Source organism: Bacillus sp. 7884-1, from assembly GCF_002272245.1.
Taxonomy (GTDB): Bacteria; Bacillota; Bacilli; order Bacillales; family Cytobacillaceae; genus Neobacillus.
On record NZ_NPDD01000285.1, the window covers coordinates 1 to 15,043 of the forward strand.

Below are 15,043 nucleotides of genomic sequence, written 5' to 3' on the forward strand. Positions count from 1 at the left end.
CAAAGCGTCTTCCAACGAGGAAGGCGCTTTTTCTAATTTAAGCTTGGATAGCACAATAAGTAATTGAAAATATTTGTTTTAATACGTATATTTGATAAAGTAATGAAAGTGACTGAAAAAACTTGTTGATCAGCTGCTTTTGAGTGGAGGATTGAAGCATTGTGAAGTTAGGACCACGCGTCATTAAAACAGGCATTGCTGTTACATTTGCCTTATATATTTGTTCGGTATTAAAGCTTGAATCAGCAGTATTTGCAGGAATTGCTGCCATTTTTACGATTCAACCTTCCATTTACCGCACATGGAAACAAGTATGGAACCAAGTCCAAACCAATTTCATAGGTGCGATTATTGCCTTTCTGGGATTATACTTTCTGGGTAATGACCCCTTTTCAATTGGACTAGTAATCATTATACTGATTTCGATTAGTTTGAAGATAAAGATGGGAGAAACTATTTCGCTAACGGTTGTAACTGTATTAGCAATTATGAGTGCTCCAGGAAACGAAGATTGGCTCTTTGCTTTGAACCGTTTTATCGTTACCTTTATCGGAATGGCAACGGCACTATTGGTGAATATTTTTGTTTACCCACCAAATTACAAGAAAAATTACGTGAAAAAAGTGAATGAAATTTTTCAAAATATGTCTATTTTGCTTAGAACCGCTATCTCTGACGAAATGACAGAAAAGTGTTTTAAGGAGCAAATGGAACAATTAGAGAATGATATTTTACTATTAGATGAGCAATTTATGTTGTTTGATGAAGAACGCGAAAAAATGTCCAAGGTAAATAATATCGATGTACGCGAAATAGTCGTGTTTAAGCAAATGTTTAAATCACTCCAACAGGGTTTTATTGTCTTGGAGGACATTGATTCCTTTTATTTTTCCTGTAAGCCGACACCTGAAGAAAATCATCTCTTTGATCAACAACTAGAATATTTAATTAAGTACCACGAGCTATTTCTATTAAAATATGATGGAAAGATAAAAATGGATCTGCCTTCATTGGAAGATGAGTTTATGAAACAAACTGAAGGCTTTTTGGAAAAAGTTATGCAATCCTATAATGAAGGTCATAAAATCCAAATGGCCGTCATTGGAGCATCTATTTATAATTACGCCTTCCAACTGGACCGATTGAATACACTAGTAGAACACTATTTGAAGAAATCACAATAGAGAAAGGAGTAGCTAGATGATATTCTGCTACTCCTTTTTCTATCTACTACTTTAATCTTATATCTGAATGTTTAATTGATTTATCATCAACTTCTTCATTTAATAAAGGATCTTTATTTTCGTTAAATGGGGGGTAAATAGCAGGGTGAAGAATACTTGCTATCTTAAATAAGCCTAGTAACAATCTAGGGGATGGCCTGCAAAATAATGGCTCATCTAAAATATATAATTGATTGTTTTTTATAGCACCCATTTTTTCCGTCCCAGGGCGTTTTAGGATGACCTTTGGATTAACTTTTTCTATCTGTACACCCACCCAAATAACACAAATCACATCGGGATTTCTTTGTAGGACCTCTTCCCACTCCGTTTTAACACTTGATTGTGCCACATCTTCAAATACGTTTCTTCCCCCTGCAAGTTTACTAATTTCGGTTAGCCAATTGGTTGCTCCAGGAGTAAAAATAGGTTTTGCCCACCATTCCCAATATAGGGTCGCGGGCTTTTGCACTTGCATTGATAAAGATTGATATTTTTCGAGTTTAGTATTGTATTTTTTATATAATTGATTTGCCTTGTCAGAAGTATTCGTAACTTCTCCAACAAATAATATACTTTCTCCAACCTCTGTTAATGTCTTAGGATTAGGAACAATGACAAACGGGATGTTTCGTTTTTTCAACTCTTCGATATTGCGTTCCATTCCAGGTACCGAAAGAGAGGCTAATACTAAGTCAGGCTGTAAGGCTTCCACTTTGTCCAGATCAATGTCCAAATCAGAACCTAATCTTGGCAAGGATTGAATATCCTCCGGCCAATCCGAGTAGTTATCCACTCCTACTAACGAAGATGTTAATCCTAAGTATGCTGCTAATTCTGTATTACTTGGACATATAGATATTAATCTCATAAATAAACCTCCTTCAAGATTCTAAAATTCTATTCCCTTTACAGCTGGGATGCCTTCATTGTAATAATGTTTTTCCGATTCAATAACTGAAACGAGATCAGCTATGTCTTTAATTTCTTTCTTGGCATCCCTTCCTGTGATCACCAAATGAACATGTGAAGGTTTATTTTGGATTACATCTATCACTTCATGTAGAGGTAAAACATCATCAATTGGAAACTTATTTATGGCTAATGCATTGTTGAGTTCGTCTAAAATGACCAAATCATACTCGCCGCTCATTACCGCTTCCTTTGCTTTCGGCCATCCTTGCTTTAAGGCTTCTCTATGTTCCTCTGGTGTTTTTGTCCAAGTGAACCCAATTCCCAGTTGAACCATCTCTACTCCCAGCTTCTTCAGTGCAATTTGTTCACCATATGTGCGTTCAGGTGATTTGATAAACTGATAGATTTTCACTCTAAATCCTCGACCAATTCCGCGAAGTGCCAACCCTAAAGAGGATGTCGTTTTTCCTTTTCCATGTCCCGTATAAACAAGTGTTAAGCCATTTCGATTTATTTGTTTAGTCATACGTGTTTCCCCCTATTTTCCAGACATTTTTTCATCCAATTCTCAACCATTTCTGGACAAGAGGCAAAATGAAAATGAGTGTACCCTGCTGCTAAATTATGTAGTAAATACCCTTCTTTATTTACACCTCTCATGCCCATCGTTTTATAGGCATAAGGTACATTCTCTTCAAGTGCTTGGAAGGTTGAGTAATGAAATTCATGTCCCCTGGCACTCAAATCTTCAAGAATAAAATTAGCATTTTGCCCGGTAATCTCTCGATAACCTAATGCCGCTAATTTTGTTTGCATATGTACACTACCTGGAATAACACCCGCCATTTCAAACTTTTTCTTATCCGTAGTTTCTATGAACTCAGTTAAATACATGAAACCTCCACATTCGGCAAGTGTAGGCAATCCACCTTCAATCGCTAGCTTTACTGATCGCTTTGCTTTTAGATTACAAGCTAGGACTTGTGCAAACTCTTCAGGAAATCCGCCGCCAATATAAAGTCCATCAACATCATCAGGTACCTCGTCATCTGCAAGGGGCGAGAAGTAAACAATTTTAATCCCTTTTGCTTCCATGATTTCTAAATTCTCAGGGTAATAGAAATTAAAGGCGCTATCTTTTGCTACAGCGACTTTCACTAGATGTTCACTCTGTTTTTCAAAAATGGAAGACTTGCGGCTTGCTTCTAACCGCTCAGCAACAGCTAATTCAAGAAGTCTATCAATATCAACAGTTTCGCTGACTAGTGTGCCTAATTTATCAAAAAACGAATCTAGTTCCCCTCTTTCCAAAGTGGGAATGAGTCCAAGATGTCTCTCAGGAATTTCAATATCTAGTTCTCGTTTCAAATAACCGATAACAGGAACGTGACATTCCTGCTCAATCGCTTTTTTGACAAGGTGAAAGTGACCTTCACTTCCTACTTTATTTGCAATGACAGCGGCAATATTAGGTCCCTCAGCAAATAATTGAAAACCTTTCACGATCGCAGCAGCACTTCTCGCCATACTTTCACAATTAACAACAAGCAAAACTGGGCTTTTCGTAATCATACTAATTTCAGCCGTACTTCCCTCATTGGTTTCTGGACTCTTCCCATCAAAAAATCCCATAACCCCTTCGATGATTGAAATATCTGAACCCTGACTGCCATGTGTGAAAATATCCAGCACCAAATCTTTTGTAAGCATCCAGCTGTCTAAATTTCGAGAAGCCCGTTTCGTTACTGCGGTATGATAGGAAGGATCAATATAATCCGGTCCACATTTAAAACCCTGGACGGTTAGGCCCTTTTTCATTAATGCTGCCATTACTCCAATGGTTAGTGTTGTTTTCCCCACACCGCTTCCAGTCCCGGCAATTACCAATCGTCGCTCTTTCATCTGCCATTCCCCTTTTCAATGGATCTATGAGTTTAGTGGACCTTCTCAATATATTTGCTGAAACTTTCCTTTATGGTACCATAAACCATTTGCCCAATAGCTTTTCCAATAACTGTTCCTGAACCGGCACATGCTATTTTTGCCCCTTGCTGAGTAAGGCCAAGAAGCAGGGTATCTGAGGATGAACCATTCGCGATCATTTTGGATAAACGAAGTTCATGTAAGGCCTTCACTTTTGCTTCAACAGCTGACATATATCCAGCAACAAGGGCACCATCCGTAAAATGGGCATCTATAAATAACATGATGTTGATGGTTTTTCCTGCCCCTTCTGTCACAGTTACCATCATGTGAATATCTTCTATTACCTTCGTTACCATCACCATTTCCTCGAGTTTTACGGCTGTCATAATTCCAGCTGCTTGTTCATGAGGCAGGGAGTATTTTGTCATCAACTGCTGTATTTCTGAATGTGGACCTTGAAACTGACAAAAATGTTTTAACCATTGGATACCAGCACCGACCTCCGTATTGGATATAGTGCGCAGCGGTCGATCAAATTGAACATGAAGATAGTCTTCATCCTGTTTTATTTTATAAGAATCATCAAATTTAAATAACCGACTTGATGATGAAAAGTGGTTTGGTGTCATCAGAAGCTGCGGTTTAGGTACAGTTGGATGTGATTGGGATTTCACTTTCACCTCGTAAACCTTCTCTAATTGATCTTCTTTCCTCAAAAGATTTACTTCTCCCACTTCTAAAAAGCTCCCATTATGTAGTAATGCTACGCGATCTGCATAAAGCGATGCAACATTCAAATCATGAAGAATCGCAAAAATAGTTAGCCCCGTAGTTTGTTGTCGTTCTTTTAGTAGATTCAACATTTGATATGTATGTTTAATATCCAGATGATTGGTAGGCTCATCCAAAAGTAAGATTTCAGGCTCCTGTGCTAATGCTTTGGCCAATAAAACTCTTTGCTTTTCACCGCCACTAATCAGTCGAAATTGAGTGGTCCGAAACTCACTTATCTGAGTTATTTCCATAACCTCTTCAATGACTTTCCGATCCTTCTTCGAAAGCTGTTTAAAGATCCCCTTTTGATGAGGATAACGCCCCAGGCTAATGATTTCTTCAACAGTGTAATCGAAAGATACTTGAACTTCCTGTGTTAAAACAGCCATTTTTTTTGCTTTTTCCAGTTTTGAGAGAGTTGAAATTTCTTTACCACAGACTGAAACTTTACCGCTATTTATCGGCAACTGCCCTGTAATGAGCTTAAAAAGGGTGGTCTTCCCACTTCCATTAGGTCCTAGAAGCGCAAAAAACTCTCCTTTTTTTACTTCTAAATCCAGCCCCTTAATAATGGGAGAATGGGTATAGCCTCCGACTAAGTTTTCAACACATATCATTTATTGGCCCCCTTCCCAAATCGTTCTCTTATCAACAATAGAGCAAATACAGGCGCTCCAATTAAGGCCGTGATTACACCAATTGGCAGTTCTTTTGGAGCAATGATCGTTCTTGCCATTAAATCAGCTAAAATGAGAAAAGCTCCTCCTACTAGCATTGATAGTGGAAGAACATGGCGATGATTTGGGCCGGTAACAAGTCGGACTAAGTGTGGGATCACAAGTCCAACAAATCCAATCGACCCTGACACAGCTACCGCTGCTCCCGTTAATAATGATGCACCAATTAGAACAAATGTCTTTCCCTTTTTAACATCAACCCCAATATGATCTGCTGCATCCTCACCCAGCGCGAGAGCATTTAACTCACGATAATGATAGATTAATATAAATGAACCAATGAGCATAAAGGGGAGGATTAGTTGAATATGACTCCATCCTCTCATTCCAACACTCCCATATAGCCAATAGATAATTTGTGTCATAGATTCTCTATCACTTAATGAAATTATGAGAGAGACAAGTGAGCCAATAAAGGCACTAACAATAATTCCAGCCAGAATAATAGTTTCAATCGCTAGACTTTTACTGCTTAATCGGACGAGCCCGAAAACAATCAATAAAGAAATTAAACCAAATAAAATGGCGACAACCGGAAGTGTAAAACTTCCCAACCCTACAATACTCACTTGGAAAAACAATACCAAAACGGCGCCCAGTGAGGCACCAGAGGATACTCCTATAGTATATGGGTCTGCTAATGGATTGCGTAACAGTCCTTGAAAAGCTGCACCTGCTAATGCTAATGATGCTCCTATACAAAATGCCAGAAGAACTCTTGGCAGACGGATATTCCAAATAATCATTTCTTCATTTTTTGCTATATCAGTCAGCCAGCCCATATTTAACGTTTTATCTAGTATGATATGTAAAATAGTAGGAACTGTAACGGTTACACTACTATAAAATAAACCAAGAAGGCTTATACCAAGTAAAAGCCCTCCGCTAATAACATACAACCAGCCTATTTTATTGTTTAAATATTTTAGGATAGATAAGTTCCGCAAGTGTCTCGACTCCTTCAATTAAACGAGGCCCAGGTCTAGTAACCGTATCACTATCGACATCAAATACGTTTCCACTTTTTATAGCTGGCACTTCTGCCCATCCTTCACGTTTTAGCACCCCTGATGTTGGATTATCTACATAGTAGCCATAGGTTGTGATAATCACATCAGGGTTTAATTTTACTATTTCTTCCTCAGTCATCTTCACCCAGCCATCTTGATCTTCAGCAGCATTAACGGCTTGTATGGATTCAAGCATCTCATGCATAAAGGTGTTTTTACCTGTCGTAAAAATATCGGGAGCTGGTGAAACTTCCACCCAAACTTTCTTTTTATCCACATTCGCTGCTGCTGCTTTGTCTTTAATCGTTTGAAGACGCTCTTTCATATCCGTAACGATTTCTTTTGCTTCCGTCTTACTTCCGGTAGCCTCACCAATCATCTCAATTTTGCTATACACATCCTCAAAGGATGTAGCACTTCCAACTACAATTACTTCAATCCCAGCTTCTTCAAACTTTTGTAAGACATCCGGGTGTGTTTTGTAATGATAATCCGTTACAAGAGCCATATCTGGCAGAAGTGAGAGAACAAGTTCTGCATTGATATCTTGTGCTCCAACCTTTTCAATTTTTTCTACTTCTGGTGGATAGTTATCATAATCCGATACACCAATGATTTTATCTCCTAACCCAAGTGCAAAGGCAATTTCTGTATTACTCGCTTGAATAGAAACGATGGTTTCAGGTTCCTCTTCAATCGTTACCTCTTGATTCGCATCGTCAGTGATTGTTACTGGGAATTGCTCTTTACTTTCGTTTTTCTTTTCGTTTTGGGTAGCAACAGCTTTATCTTCAGAGCTCTGTTCCTGTGTACCACAGCCTGCAATAATACCCATGCTTAACAGAAGAAAAATTCCGAATAAACCCCACTTTTCAACAATTATTTTCATAACTTTTCCCCCTACTATTTTTTTGACAACAAAAAAAACGCTTTTCCTATGGAAAGCGTGTAAAAAGGCAGATTTATAATACTTAGTCATTTAGACAGCGTAATAACTTGCAATCTTCAAAATAAATAATAAAATTTACATTATCGATTACCTGCACTTTAAACATCCCTTTCCTCGAGGAAGCTTAAAAACATAATAGGCAGGTCTCCTGACTTGCGAATCATCGGTAGGTTATCCCTTCCCATGTTTAATAACACAGTGGATATATATAACCTTCCTTCTCGCATACAGTGGCGGGACCGTGTTGGACTTTCACCAACTTCCCTCTTAGTCTTAAATGAAACTTGCGGATCATTTAAGAAACCTATTTGTCTAGTATTCATTTTTTTGTTATAAAAGCCATTATAGTAGAGTATTCCTCCTTTGTAAACTATTTCTAGTTTTTAATTTTTCCTGTTTCTTTCCCATGAAAAAAAAGAAGCAGAGATCATTTCGTAGATAATCTATTTTTATATTTAAAGGATTTTGGGGATAACCCATAAAACCTTTTAAATGTTTTTAAAAAATAACTTTTACTTTCGAACCCTAACTCATATGCTATCTGTTCTACTGTCTTTATTGATTGATCTAATAACTCTAATGCTTTTTCCATTTTAACTCTCGTTACATATTCAATAAAACCTTCTCCTGTTTCTTTTTTGTACATCCTGCTGAAATAACTGGAATTTAGATGTAAATGCTCAGCAACTTCTGTCAAAGAAATCTTTTCGCCAAGATGTGTTTGTACATATTTTTGTGCTTTTATTACATCTTCATTTCTAGTCGTCATTTCTAAAAATTGGGTGACTTTTAAGTGTTGGTTACTAGAAAATCGTTCTTGGTCTATCTTATTCTTTAATCTATCAAGTAAATCAATGATATTACTTTCTTCCATCGATTCTTTTAAAATATAATCATAGGCTTCTAATTTGATGGCTTGTTGTGCAAAGGTAAACTCTTCATGGCAAGAAAGGATAACATTATATGAATTGATTTTAGAGCTTTTCAGTTTCTCAATTAATTCAATTCCATTTAGTTTTGGCATTCCAATATCCGTAATCAGTACATCATAAGGGTTTTCTAGCATAAATATTAAAGTATCACTACTATCTTGAAAGTTTGCGACTACTTGGAATCCATAGTCCTGCCATGGAATCACTTTCTTCAAAAACTCAATAACGATCACATCATCATCTACCAAAACTACATCATACATCCTACTCACCCCTATCCAGCGGAATATGAAATGTTAAAGTCGTTCCTTCCCCTTCAATACTGTCTATCGTCATTTGAAATACTTCTCCATAAATCAATTTCATCCTTTGGTAGACATTTTGCACTCCTATTCCATTAAACGATTGGTTGCTTTTAATAAAGGTATTACTATTTGATTTAAAAACCTTCTCTTGTATTCGTTCTAATGTGGTTGCATCCATCCCTTTTCCATTGTCAGTAACGATTAACTCCAATTGGTTGTTACTTTGTTCATTTGCCATTATTTTGATGGTTACTTTTCTATTATTTTTCCCATGAATGATTGCGTTTTCAATTACTGGTTGGAGAAAAAATCTTGGCACTTCGATACTAGAAGCAGTATCGCTCACACACAACTATCTCCAGTTCAACATCATATTGGTGACGAAAATTCATTAAATCAACGTAATGCTTCACAATTGTTACCTCTTCTTCTAGGGAAATAAATGCATTATTACGATTGATTGTCATTCGAAGGAGTGCTGATAAGGAATAAATGAGTGAAGCACTGCCAGTATTACCCTCCATTTTTATTTTCAAGCGAATCGCATTTAATACATTAAATAAAAAATGCGGGTTAATCTGTGCTTGAAGCATTTCTAATTCAGCATTTCGTTTCGCTTCTTCCTTAATTTTTATCTGTTCAATCATTTCCTCGATGGTATCCAACATATGATTAAACGATTGGCCTAATTGAGCAACATCATTACTTCCAGATAAAGGTATCCTAGCGGTTAAGTCTCCCTGTTTTATGGCTTTTGTTACTTGGTGTAATCTTGTAATCGGTTTTGTAAATTCTCGGACAAGCATGATAAGTCCGATTAAAAATAGAACTAAAAAACCACCTTGAATTAAAATAGTCGTTCTCGTTACCATATTGATAGAACCAATGGTGTCCTTATATGGTACAAGGCTGACCAATCTCCAATCCGAATAGGACACTGGATAAGAGACCAATAAGTGCTTCTCTTCTTCATAGTCAACAATTTGATAATCACTGTTAGCAACGTCATATGGTAATGTCGTTCCTACCTCATCTGTATTCAAACTCGAGTAGATATCTCCATCCTTGTTGGTCAAATAAAATTTAACTCTCTTTTCACTTTGATATTGACTAAAAAGCTTCTTAATCTCATTTTCTTTTAAACTAATAATTAAATAGGAATTGGAGGAATACGCACTTTGAATTCTTCTACCTATGGTGATGAGATATGGGTAAGTATCTCTCTCGGATTTAATGTAAGTTGGGTGTGCACCTAACCAATAGGTTTGATAAAAACTTAAATTATCCAATTTTTTAAACCATGGTTTTTCTTTAAATTCTAACGGATTAAAATCTATTGGAGAATAATTGGTGTAATATAGGTCGTTTTTAAACATGATGGTAATATACAAAGGCATTAATAAATCAGTAATTCCAGACAATTCATTTGATATATGTATATAATTAAGGGCTATTTTTTGTTTTACATTAGTGGAATCTGCATCAATTAACTTATGCGTTTTTAGTAACTGACTCATGTTTGAATCAAATTGAATATAATTAGAGGTATACATAATATCATCTAACATATTCTTTATTCCTAATTCAAGCATTCTTAAATCATCTTCTGATTGTGTTGCTGCACGTTGTTCTAATACATCCTTTGTAAAATAGTTTGAGACAATATAGGTACTAACCCACGGAAATAAAATGCAGAGAATAACTGAAATAATTAATCTCGTTCTAAGCGACATTTGCTTTATTGTTTTCCATATAAAATTCAATGATGACCACCGCTTCCAATAGTTAAACCAATAAAAATAGAGAGAAAACATGTCTGTTTTCCCTCTATTATAGCATGAATATTCTAATTATTTATTTGCCTCTACGATCGCTTGTACTTTTACTTCTATATTTTTCATTGTTTTATCAAGATCCTGTTCACCAAGGAGATACAATTCCACCTCTGCCCCAAATTCGGTAAAAACTTCAGTAATATAAGGAGCTGGGGTAATAACTTCACTTGGCTCAACAGTAGTAAGTGCATTCCTCAATGATTCCATATGAACGGCATCAGGTTTTTTGGTTCCATTCACCACTGTTTCTAACGCTTTGTCCATATCAGCTTCTTTCCAAGAAGGTGTCCAGATTCCTTGTTCTACAATACCTTCTGTTGACAACCATCGCATGAATTCATACGCCTCTTGCTTGTGTTTCGAGCTTTTTGCGATAGATAGTAAATCACCACTCATTACGGCAACTGCTTTATCACTTTCCTTATTTTTCGGCCATGGCGCCCAAGCGATTTCAAATTCTGGTGTAAATTGACCCCATTCTGTAATCATAAAGCTTCCGGTAGGAACCATTGAAGCTGATTGACTAAAGAATTGCTGACGATAATCCATTTTTTGCGATAAAATTTCAGTAAATGGAACGGATGATTTATCCACATTTTCTAATTGATTTCTTAGTTCTAATGATGCGCGTAACATCGGATCATCTGCATTTGATGTTCCATCTTCATGTAAAATTAAATTATCTTCTGCTTTACTCATCGTTTTTAAAACAGAATGGAAATTATGCCAAGAGTGCAAATAAGATCCATAATGCTTGTCTGTTGTTAACTTTTTAGCGTATTCTGCATAGTCATCCCAAGTCCAATCTGTCGGAATTTCTAAGCCAGCTTCATCAAGATGCGCTTTATTTAGCATAATAAGCATCGTGATGTTTTTCATCGGCAAGCCATAGTTCTCTCCTCCAAAAGCTGGATAACTATTATTGTATACTTCATTAATATCAATGCCTTCTTTTTCAACAAATTTAGTGATTGGTTCAACCAGTCCAGCATCAACTCGTTTTGCTAATTCTTGAGGATTGTTGAACATAATCACATCCATTTCATCACCCGCTGAGGCCATTAAATCTAACTGCTTGAAATAATCCACAGAGTTCATGTTTTCTACAAGTGGGATTGATTCCACTTTTATTCCTGGATTCTCTGCTTCATATTTTGCAATGACACTTTCCCATTTCCCAACATCTTCATTAACCCAGTGGACAAATTTCAACGTAACTTCTTCATCAGACGAATCAGATTTACCTTTATCTGATGAAGTTTTATCGTTTCCTGAACAGGCTGCTAACATAAACATTGCAATCAGTCCAACTAGTAACAATGAACCCCATTTTTTCAACATTTACTTTCCCCCTTATTTATATTGTTTGTATATCAACCCTCTCTTAATAAATAGAGAGAGTACATACCGTTTTAACCTTTCACTCCACCAAGCTGTATTCCTTCAATAACATTTTTCTGTCCGATTATGAAGATAATCAGTAAAGGTAAAATGGCGGACACAGATGCTGCCATCATCAAGGAGTAAACGCTGCCATGTTGATCTGAAAAACTCTGTACACCAAGCTGAATGGTGTATAATTCTTTTGACCTTAGGAAAATTAATGGATTTTGGAAGTCATTCCAGGTCCAGATAAAACGTAAGATTGCATACGTTGCAATTGCAGGTCTTACTAATGGTAAAGCAATTGAAGTGAAAATTCTAAAATGACCTGCTCCATCCATTCTCGCTGATTCTATGATTTCATTACTAATTCCGAGATAGAATTGGCGCAGCATAAACGTTCCAAATATACTGAAACTATTTAATAGAATTAGTCCAGTGTGGGTATCATAAAGACCCAGCCATCTATATAGTAGAAATTGTGTAACTAACAATGTTTGAGGCGGTATCATAAAGGTGGCCAAAACGATTAAAAAGATGAATTCTCTTCCTTTAAAATTAATTTTGGCAAATCCATAGGCCGCTAAACATGAAATCGTACATGAAACGAGTGTGGTTAGAACCGTTACTTTGATAGAATTCCAATATAATAGAAGGAATGGCATAGAACCTGTCCAAACCTCTTTATAATTTTCAACCGCATTCCAATTTTCAGGAATCCATTGGATTGGAAAAGTTAATACTTCCTCCTCTACTTTAAAAGAAGCAGATATCATCCAAAAAAATGGCATTAGAAAAGCAATTCCTATTAGAACCATAATGGCAGTCACGATCAATTTACGCATATCTATTCTTTCTACCATCTTTACTGCCCCTTTCCTTTTAATAATTCACCCATTTTTTCTGACCAATAAATTGAATATAAGTAATGATTAAAATAATAACGAACATCATTAATGAAATTGCGGAAGCGTAGCCTGTTTTGAGTTCAACAAATGCTTGCTGATATAAATAAACAACTGGTGTGATGGTTGAATTTGCTGGTCCCCCATTTGTTAAAACAATGATTAAATCAAATACTTTAAAGCTTGAAATAACACCTGTAACAAACAATAGAAAAGTTGTAGGCGAAACTAATGGAATTGTAATCTTCGTAAATTGAGACCAAGCGGTAGCACCATCAATTTGTGCTGCTTCATATAATTCTTTAGGTATGTTCTGCAAACCCGCCAAGTAAATGATTAAATTAAAGCCAATTCCGGTCCAAACCATAATTAGCATAACAGATGGTAACGCAAAGGTAACATCGGCTATCCAACCAGGAGGATTATCAACCCCAAGCTTCAAGAGTAATTGGTTTATAGGACCTTTCGTTGGATGAAAAAGCACTTGAAAGACCGCCGCAACTGCTACAACGCTCGAAATAAACGGCATAAAATAAATCACTTTAAACAGATCTTTCAAATAAACATATTTATTAATGATTACAGCTAACGCAAGAGAAAAAAGCAAAGTAATAGGTACCGCTAAAATTAAGAGAACATTATTTAATAATCCTTTAAGGAATAATGCATTGGTAAGTAATTTCGTGAAATTTTCAAATCCTACAAATTTAGCATTTTCGTAGCCAGATACAAAATTCCAATCAGTAAAACTTAATACAAATGAAGAGAGAATCGGAAACAATACTAATATAGAAGTCCCAATAAACATTGGTCCTATAAAGGCATAACCTGCTAAATTTTCCTTCCAGCCACTAAAAGGAGAACCTTTTTTTGCTCTTTTGCGTATTTTACTTTTTGTTGTTTGGACAACTTTTGTTTCGACCTTTACCTCGCTATTCACAATTTTTCACCCCTTCGTCTTTATTGTAGCTTTAGTATAGTTACTGTAATCGCTTTCAACAATGTTGAATTTTTACATTATTGAGAAAATTTTTACTACTTTTGTCATGTGTTTAGTTTCACATTTAAATTGGTTAATTTTCTTCCTATTTCATGCATTATTTTTACTTATTAGATAAAATTTTTACTTCATTAGAAAATGTGAAAATTACTCCCTCTGTGCATGATATATTTATGGATAAGGGGGGATATCATGCAATTAGGTTCATTTTCAAATGCTGTTTATACCTTTTGTGATTGGGTAGCAAGACTAGCTTATATTAATCTATTATGGATTCTTTTTACATTAAGTGGACTCGTGTTTTTTGGATTTTTTCCAGCAACAATTGCCATGTTAGCTACCTTAAGACAGTTTATCCGAAAAAATCATCCACCGGTATTCCAAACTTTTTGGCACTATTATAAAAAGGAATTTATTAATAGTAATAAATTAGGATTAATCATCGTAGCAATCGGTTTTATTTTGTTTGTGAATATCCGATTTTTACAATCAACATCAAATAACATGTCCTCTTTTCTTTTTTATTCAAGCATTATTATGAGTTGTATTTATTTTCTCATCATTTGTTATACAATGGCTTCCTATGTTGAAGTTGATCAGCCATTAGGAGTTCATATTAAAAATGCACTTCTCATTACGATTTCCAATCCGATTCCTAGTCTATTTATTATTTTTGGATTTACTGCCGTATACTTCGCTGTTACCTATTTATCTGGAGTCGGATTCTTTTTCAGCGTGAGCATATTAGGTCTTGTAGTACTTTCTTCTGCAAATCTGGCGTATAAAAAAGTCCTGAGTAAACAAGAAAAATTAAGCGCATAGCAAAGCTGAACTCCCATCCTATCTACAAAACAAAAAAACACTCACAAATGTTGATCCAACAACATTTGTGAGTGTTTTTACAAATTCGATTTGTTCTTAGATACCGGTGGTCGGGGTCGAACCGACACTCCTCACGGAACACGATTTTGAGTCGTGCGCGTCTGCCAATTCCGCCACACCGGCAAATCATTGGCAGGGGTAGTAGGAATTGAACCCACACCAAAGGTTTTGGAGACCTTCGTTCTACCTTTAAACTATACCCCTATAATGGAAATTTAATTTCACTATCATGAAAAAGCATTGGTTATTTTCACTACTTGAAAAAAC

The 15,043-nt window shown here is 36.0% G+C and carries 14 protein-coding genes, 2 tRNA genes and 1 riboswitch; of the genes, 2 read left to right on the forward strand and 14 right to left on the reverse strand.

The window, feature by feature from the left end:
• Window positions 1–161 precede the first annotated feature (161 nt).
• Window positions 162–1,184, forward strand: a complete 1,023-nt coding sequence (locus tag CHI06_RS28025) for an FUSC family protein (protein WP_095251918.1) — start codon at window positions 162–164, stop codon at window positions 1,182–1,184.
• Window positions 1,185–1,230: 46 nt separating this feature from the next.
• On the opposite strand, the gene CHI06_RS28030 is transcribed toward CHI06_RS28025, so the two are convergent.
• The 12 genes from CHI06_RS28030 to CHI06_RS28085 form a co-directional block, all read right to left on the reverse strand.
• Window positions 1,231–2,094 (reverse strand): cobalamin-binding protein, encoded by an 864-nt coding sequence (locus CHI06_RS28030; protein WP_095251919.1) that lies wholly within the window; start codon window positions 2,092–2,094, stop codon window positions 1,231–1,233.
• 21 nt (window positions 2,095–2,115) lie between these two features.
• Entirely contained in the window at window positions 2,116–2,664 is a 549-nt protein-coding gene (locus tag CHI06_RS28035) for a cob(I)yrinic acid a,c-diamide adenosyltransferase (protein ID WP_095251920.1), read from the reverse strand.
• A complete protein-coding gene (locus CHI06_RS28040) occupies window positions 2,661–4,040 on the reverse strand; it encodes a cobyrinate a,c-diamide synthase (RefSeq protein ID WP_095251921.1) in 1,380 nt (459 codons plus the stop codon). The genes CHI06_RS28035 and CHI06_RS28040 overlap by 4 nt, the downstream gene beginning before the upstream one ends.
• A gap of 32 nt (window positions 4,041–4,072) precedes the next feature.
• Window positions 4,073–5,455: an ATP-binding cassette domain-containing protein gene (locus tag CHI06_RS28045; protein ID WP_095251922.1), complete on the reverse strand. Its 1,383-nt coding sequence runs from the start codon at window positions 5,453–5,455 to the stop codon at window positions 4,073–4,075.
• Window positions 5,452–6,522, reverse strand: a complete 1,071-nt coding sequence (locus CHI06_RS28050) for a FecCD family ABC transporter permease (RefSeq protein WP_095251923.1) — start codon at window positions 6,520–6,522, stop codon at window positions 5,452–5,454. Before CHI06_RS28050 ends, CHI06_RS28045 begins: the two co-directional genes overlap by 4 nt.
• Window positions 6,485–7,474: an ABC transporter substrate-binding protein gene (locus CHI06_RS28055; RefSeq protein WP_095251924.1), complete on the reverse strand. Its 990-nt coding sequence runs from the start codon at window positions 7,472–7,474 to the stop codon at window positions 6,485–6,487. Before CHI06_RS28055 ends, CHI06_RS28050 begins: the two co-directional genes overlap by 38 nt.
• Before the next feature lie 181 nt (window positions 7,475–7,655).
• A riboswitch (cobalamin riboswitch) is annotated at window positions 7,656–7,856 on the reverse strand.
• A 105-nt stretch (window positions 7,857–7,961) separates the two neighbouring features.
• Window positions 7,962–8,729 (reverse strand): response regulator transcription factor, encoded by a 768-nt coding sequence (locus CHI06_RS28060; protein WP_095251925.1) that lies wholly within the window; start codon window positions 8,727–8,729, stop codon window positions 7,962–7,964.
• Between the two features lies 1 nt (window position 8,730).
• Window positions 8,731–9,117, reverse strand: a complete 387-nt coding sequence (locus CHI06_RS28065; protein ID WP_179292815.1) for a sensor histidine kinase — start codon at window positions 9,115–9,117, stop codon at window positions 8,731–8,733.
• The gene (locus CHI06_RS28070; protein ID WP_179292816.1) at window positions 9,098–10,534 is read right to left on the reverse strand and encodes a sensor histidine kinase; all 1,437 of its coding nucleotides are present in this window, start codon (window positions 10,532–10,534) and stop codon (window positions 9,098–9,100) included. The genes CHI06_RS28065 and CHI06_RS28070 overlap by 20 nt, the downstream gene beginning before the upstream one ends.
• Before the next feature lie 87 nt (window positions 10,535–10,621).
• A complete protein-coding gene (locus tag CHI06_RS28075) occupies window positions 10,622–11,947 on the reverse strand; it encodes an ABC transporter substrate-binding protein (RefSeq protein ID WP_095251928.1) in 1,326 nt (441 codons plus the stop codon).
• A gap of 71 nt (window positions 11,948–12,018) precedes the next feature.
• Window positions 12,019–12,852, reverse strand: coding sequence for a carbohydrate ABC transporter permease (locus tag CHI06_RS28080; protein WP_095251929.1), 834 nt, complete (start codon window positions 12,850–12,852; stop codon window positions 12,019–12,021).
• Window positions 12,853–12,871: 19 nt separating this feature from the next.
• Window positions 12,872–13,834: a carbohydrate ABC transporter permease gene (locus CHI06_RS28085; RefSeq protein WP_095251930.1), complete on the reverse strand. Its 963-nt coding sequence runs from the start codon at window positions 13,832–13,834 to the stop codon at window positions 12,872–12,874.
• 252 nt (window positions 13,835–14,086) lie between these two features.
• On the opposite strand from CHI06_RS28085, the gene CHI06_RS28090 reads away from it, so the two are divergent.
• Complete coding sequence (locus CHI06_RS28090) at window positions 14,087–14,716, forward strand: YesL family protein (protein ID WP_179292817.1); 630 nt, start codon at window positions 14,087–14,089, stop codon at window positions 14,714–14,716.
• A gap of 101 nt (window positions 14,717–14,817) precedes the next feature.
• On the opposite strand, the gene CHI06_RS28095 is transcribed toward CHI06_RS28090, so the two are convergent.
• Together CHI06_RS28095 and CHI06_RS28100 are read right to left on the reverse strand one after the other, a co-directional pair.
• Window positions 14,818–14,899: transfer RNA gene (locus CHI06_RS28095), tRNA-Leu, on the reverse strand.
• A gap of 7 nt (window positions 14,900–14,906) precedes the next feature.
• Window positions 14,907–14,980, reverse strand: a tRNA-Trp gene (locus CHI06_RS28100).
• Between the last annotated feature and the right edge of the window lie 63 nt (window positions 14,981–15,043).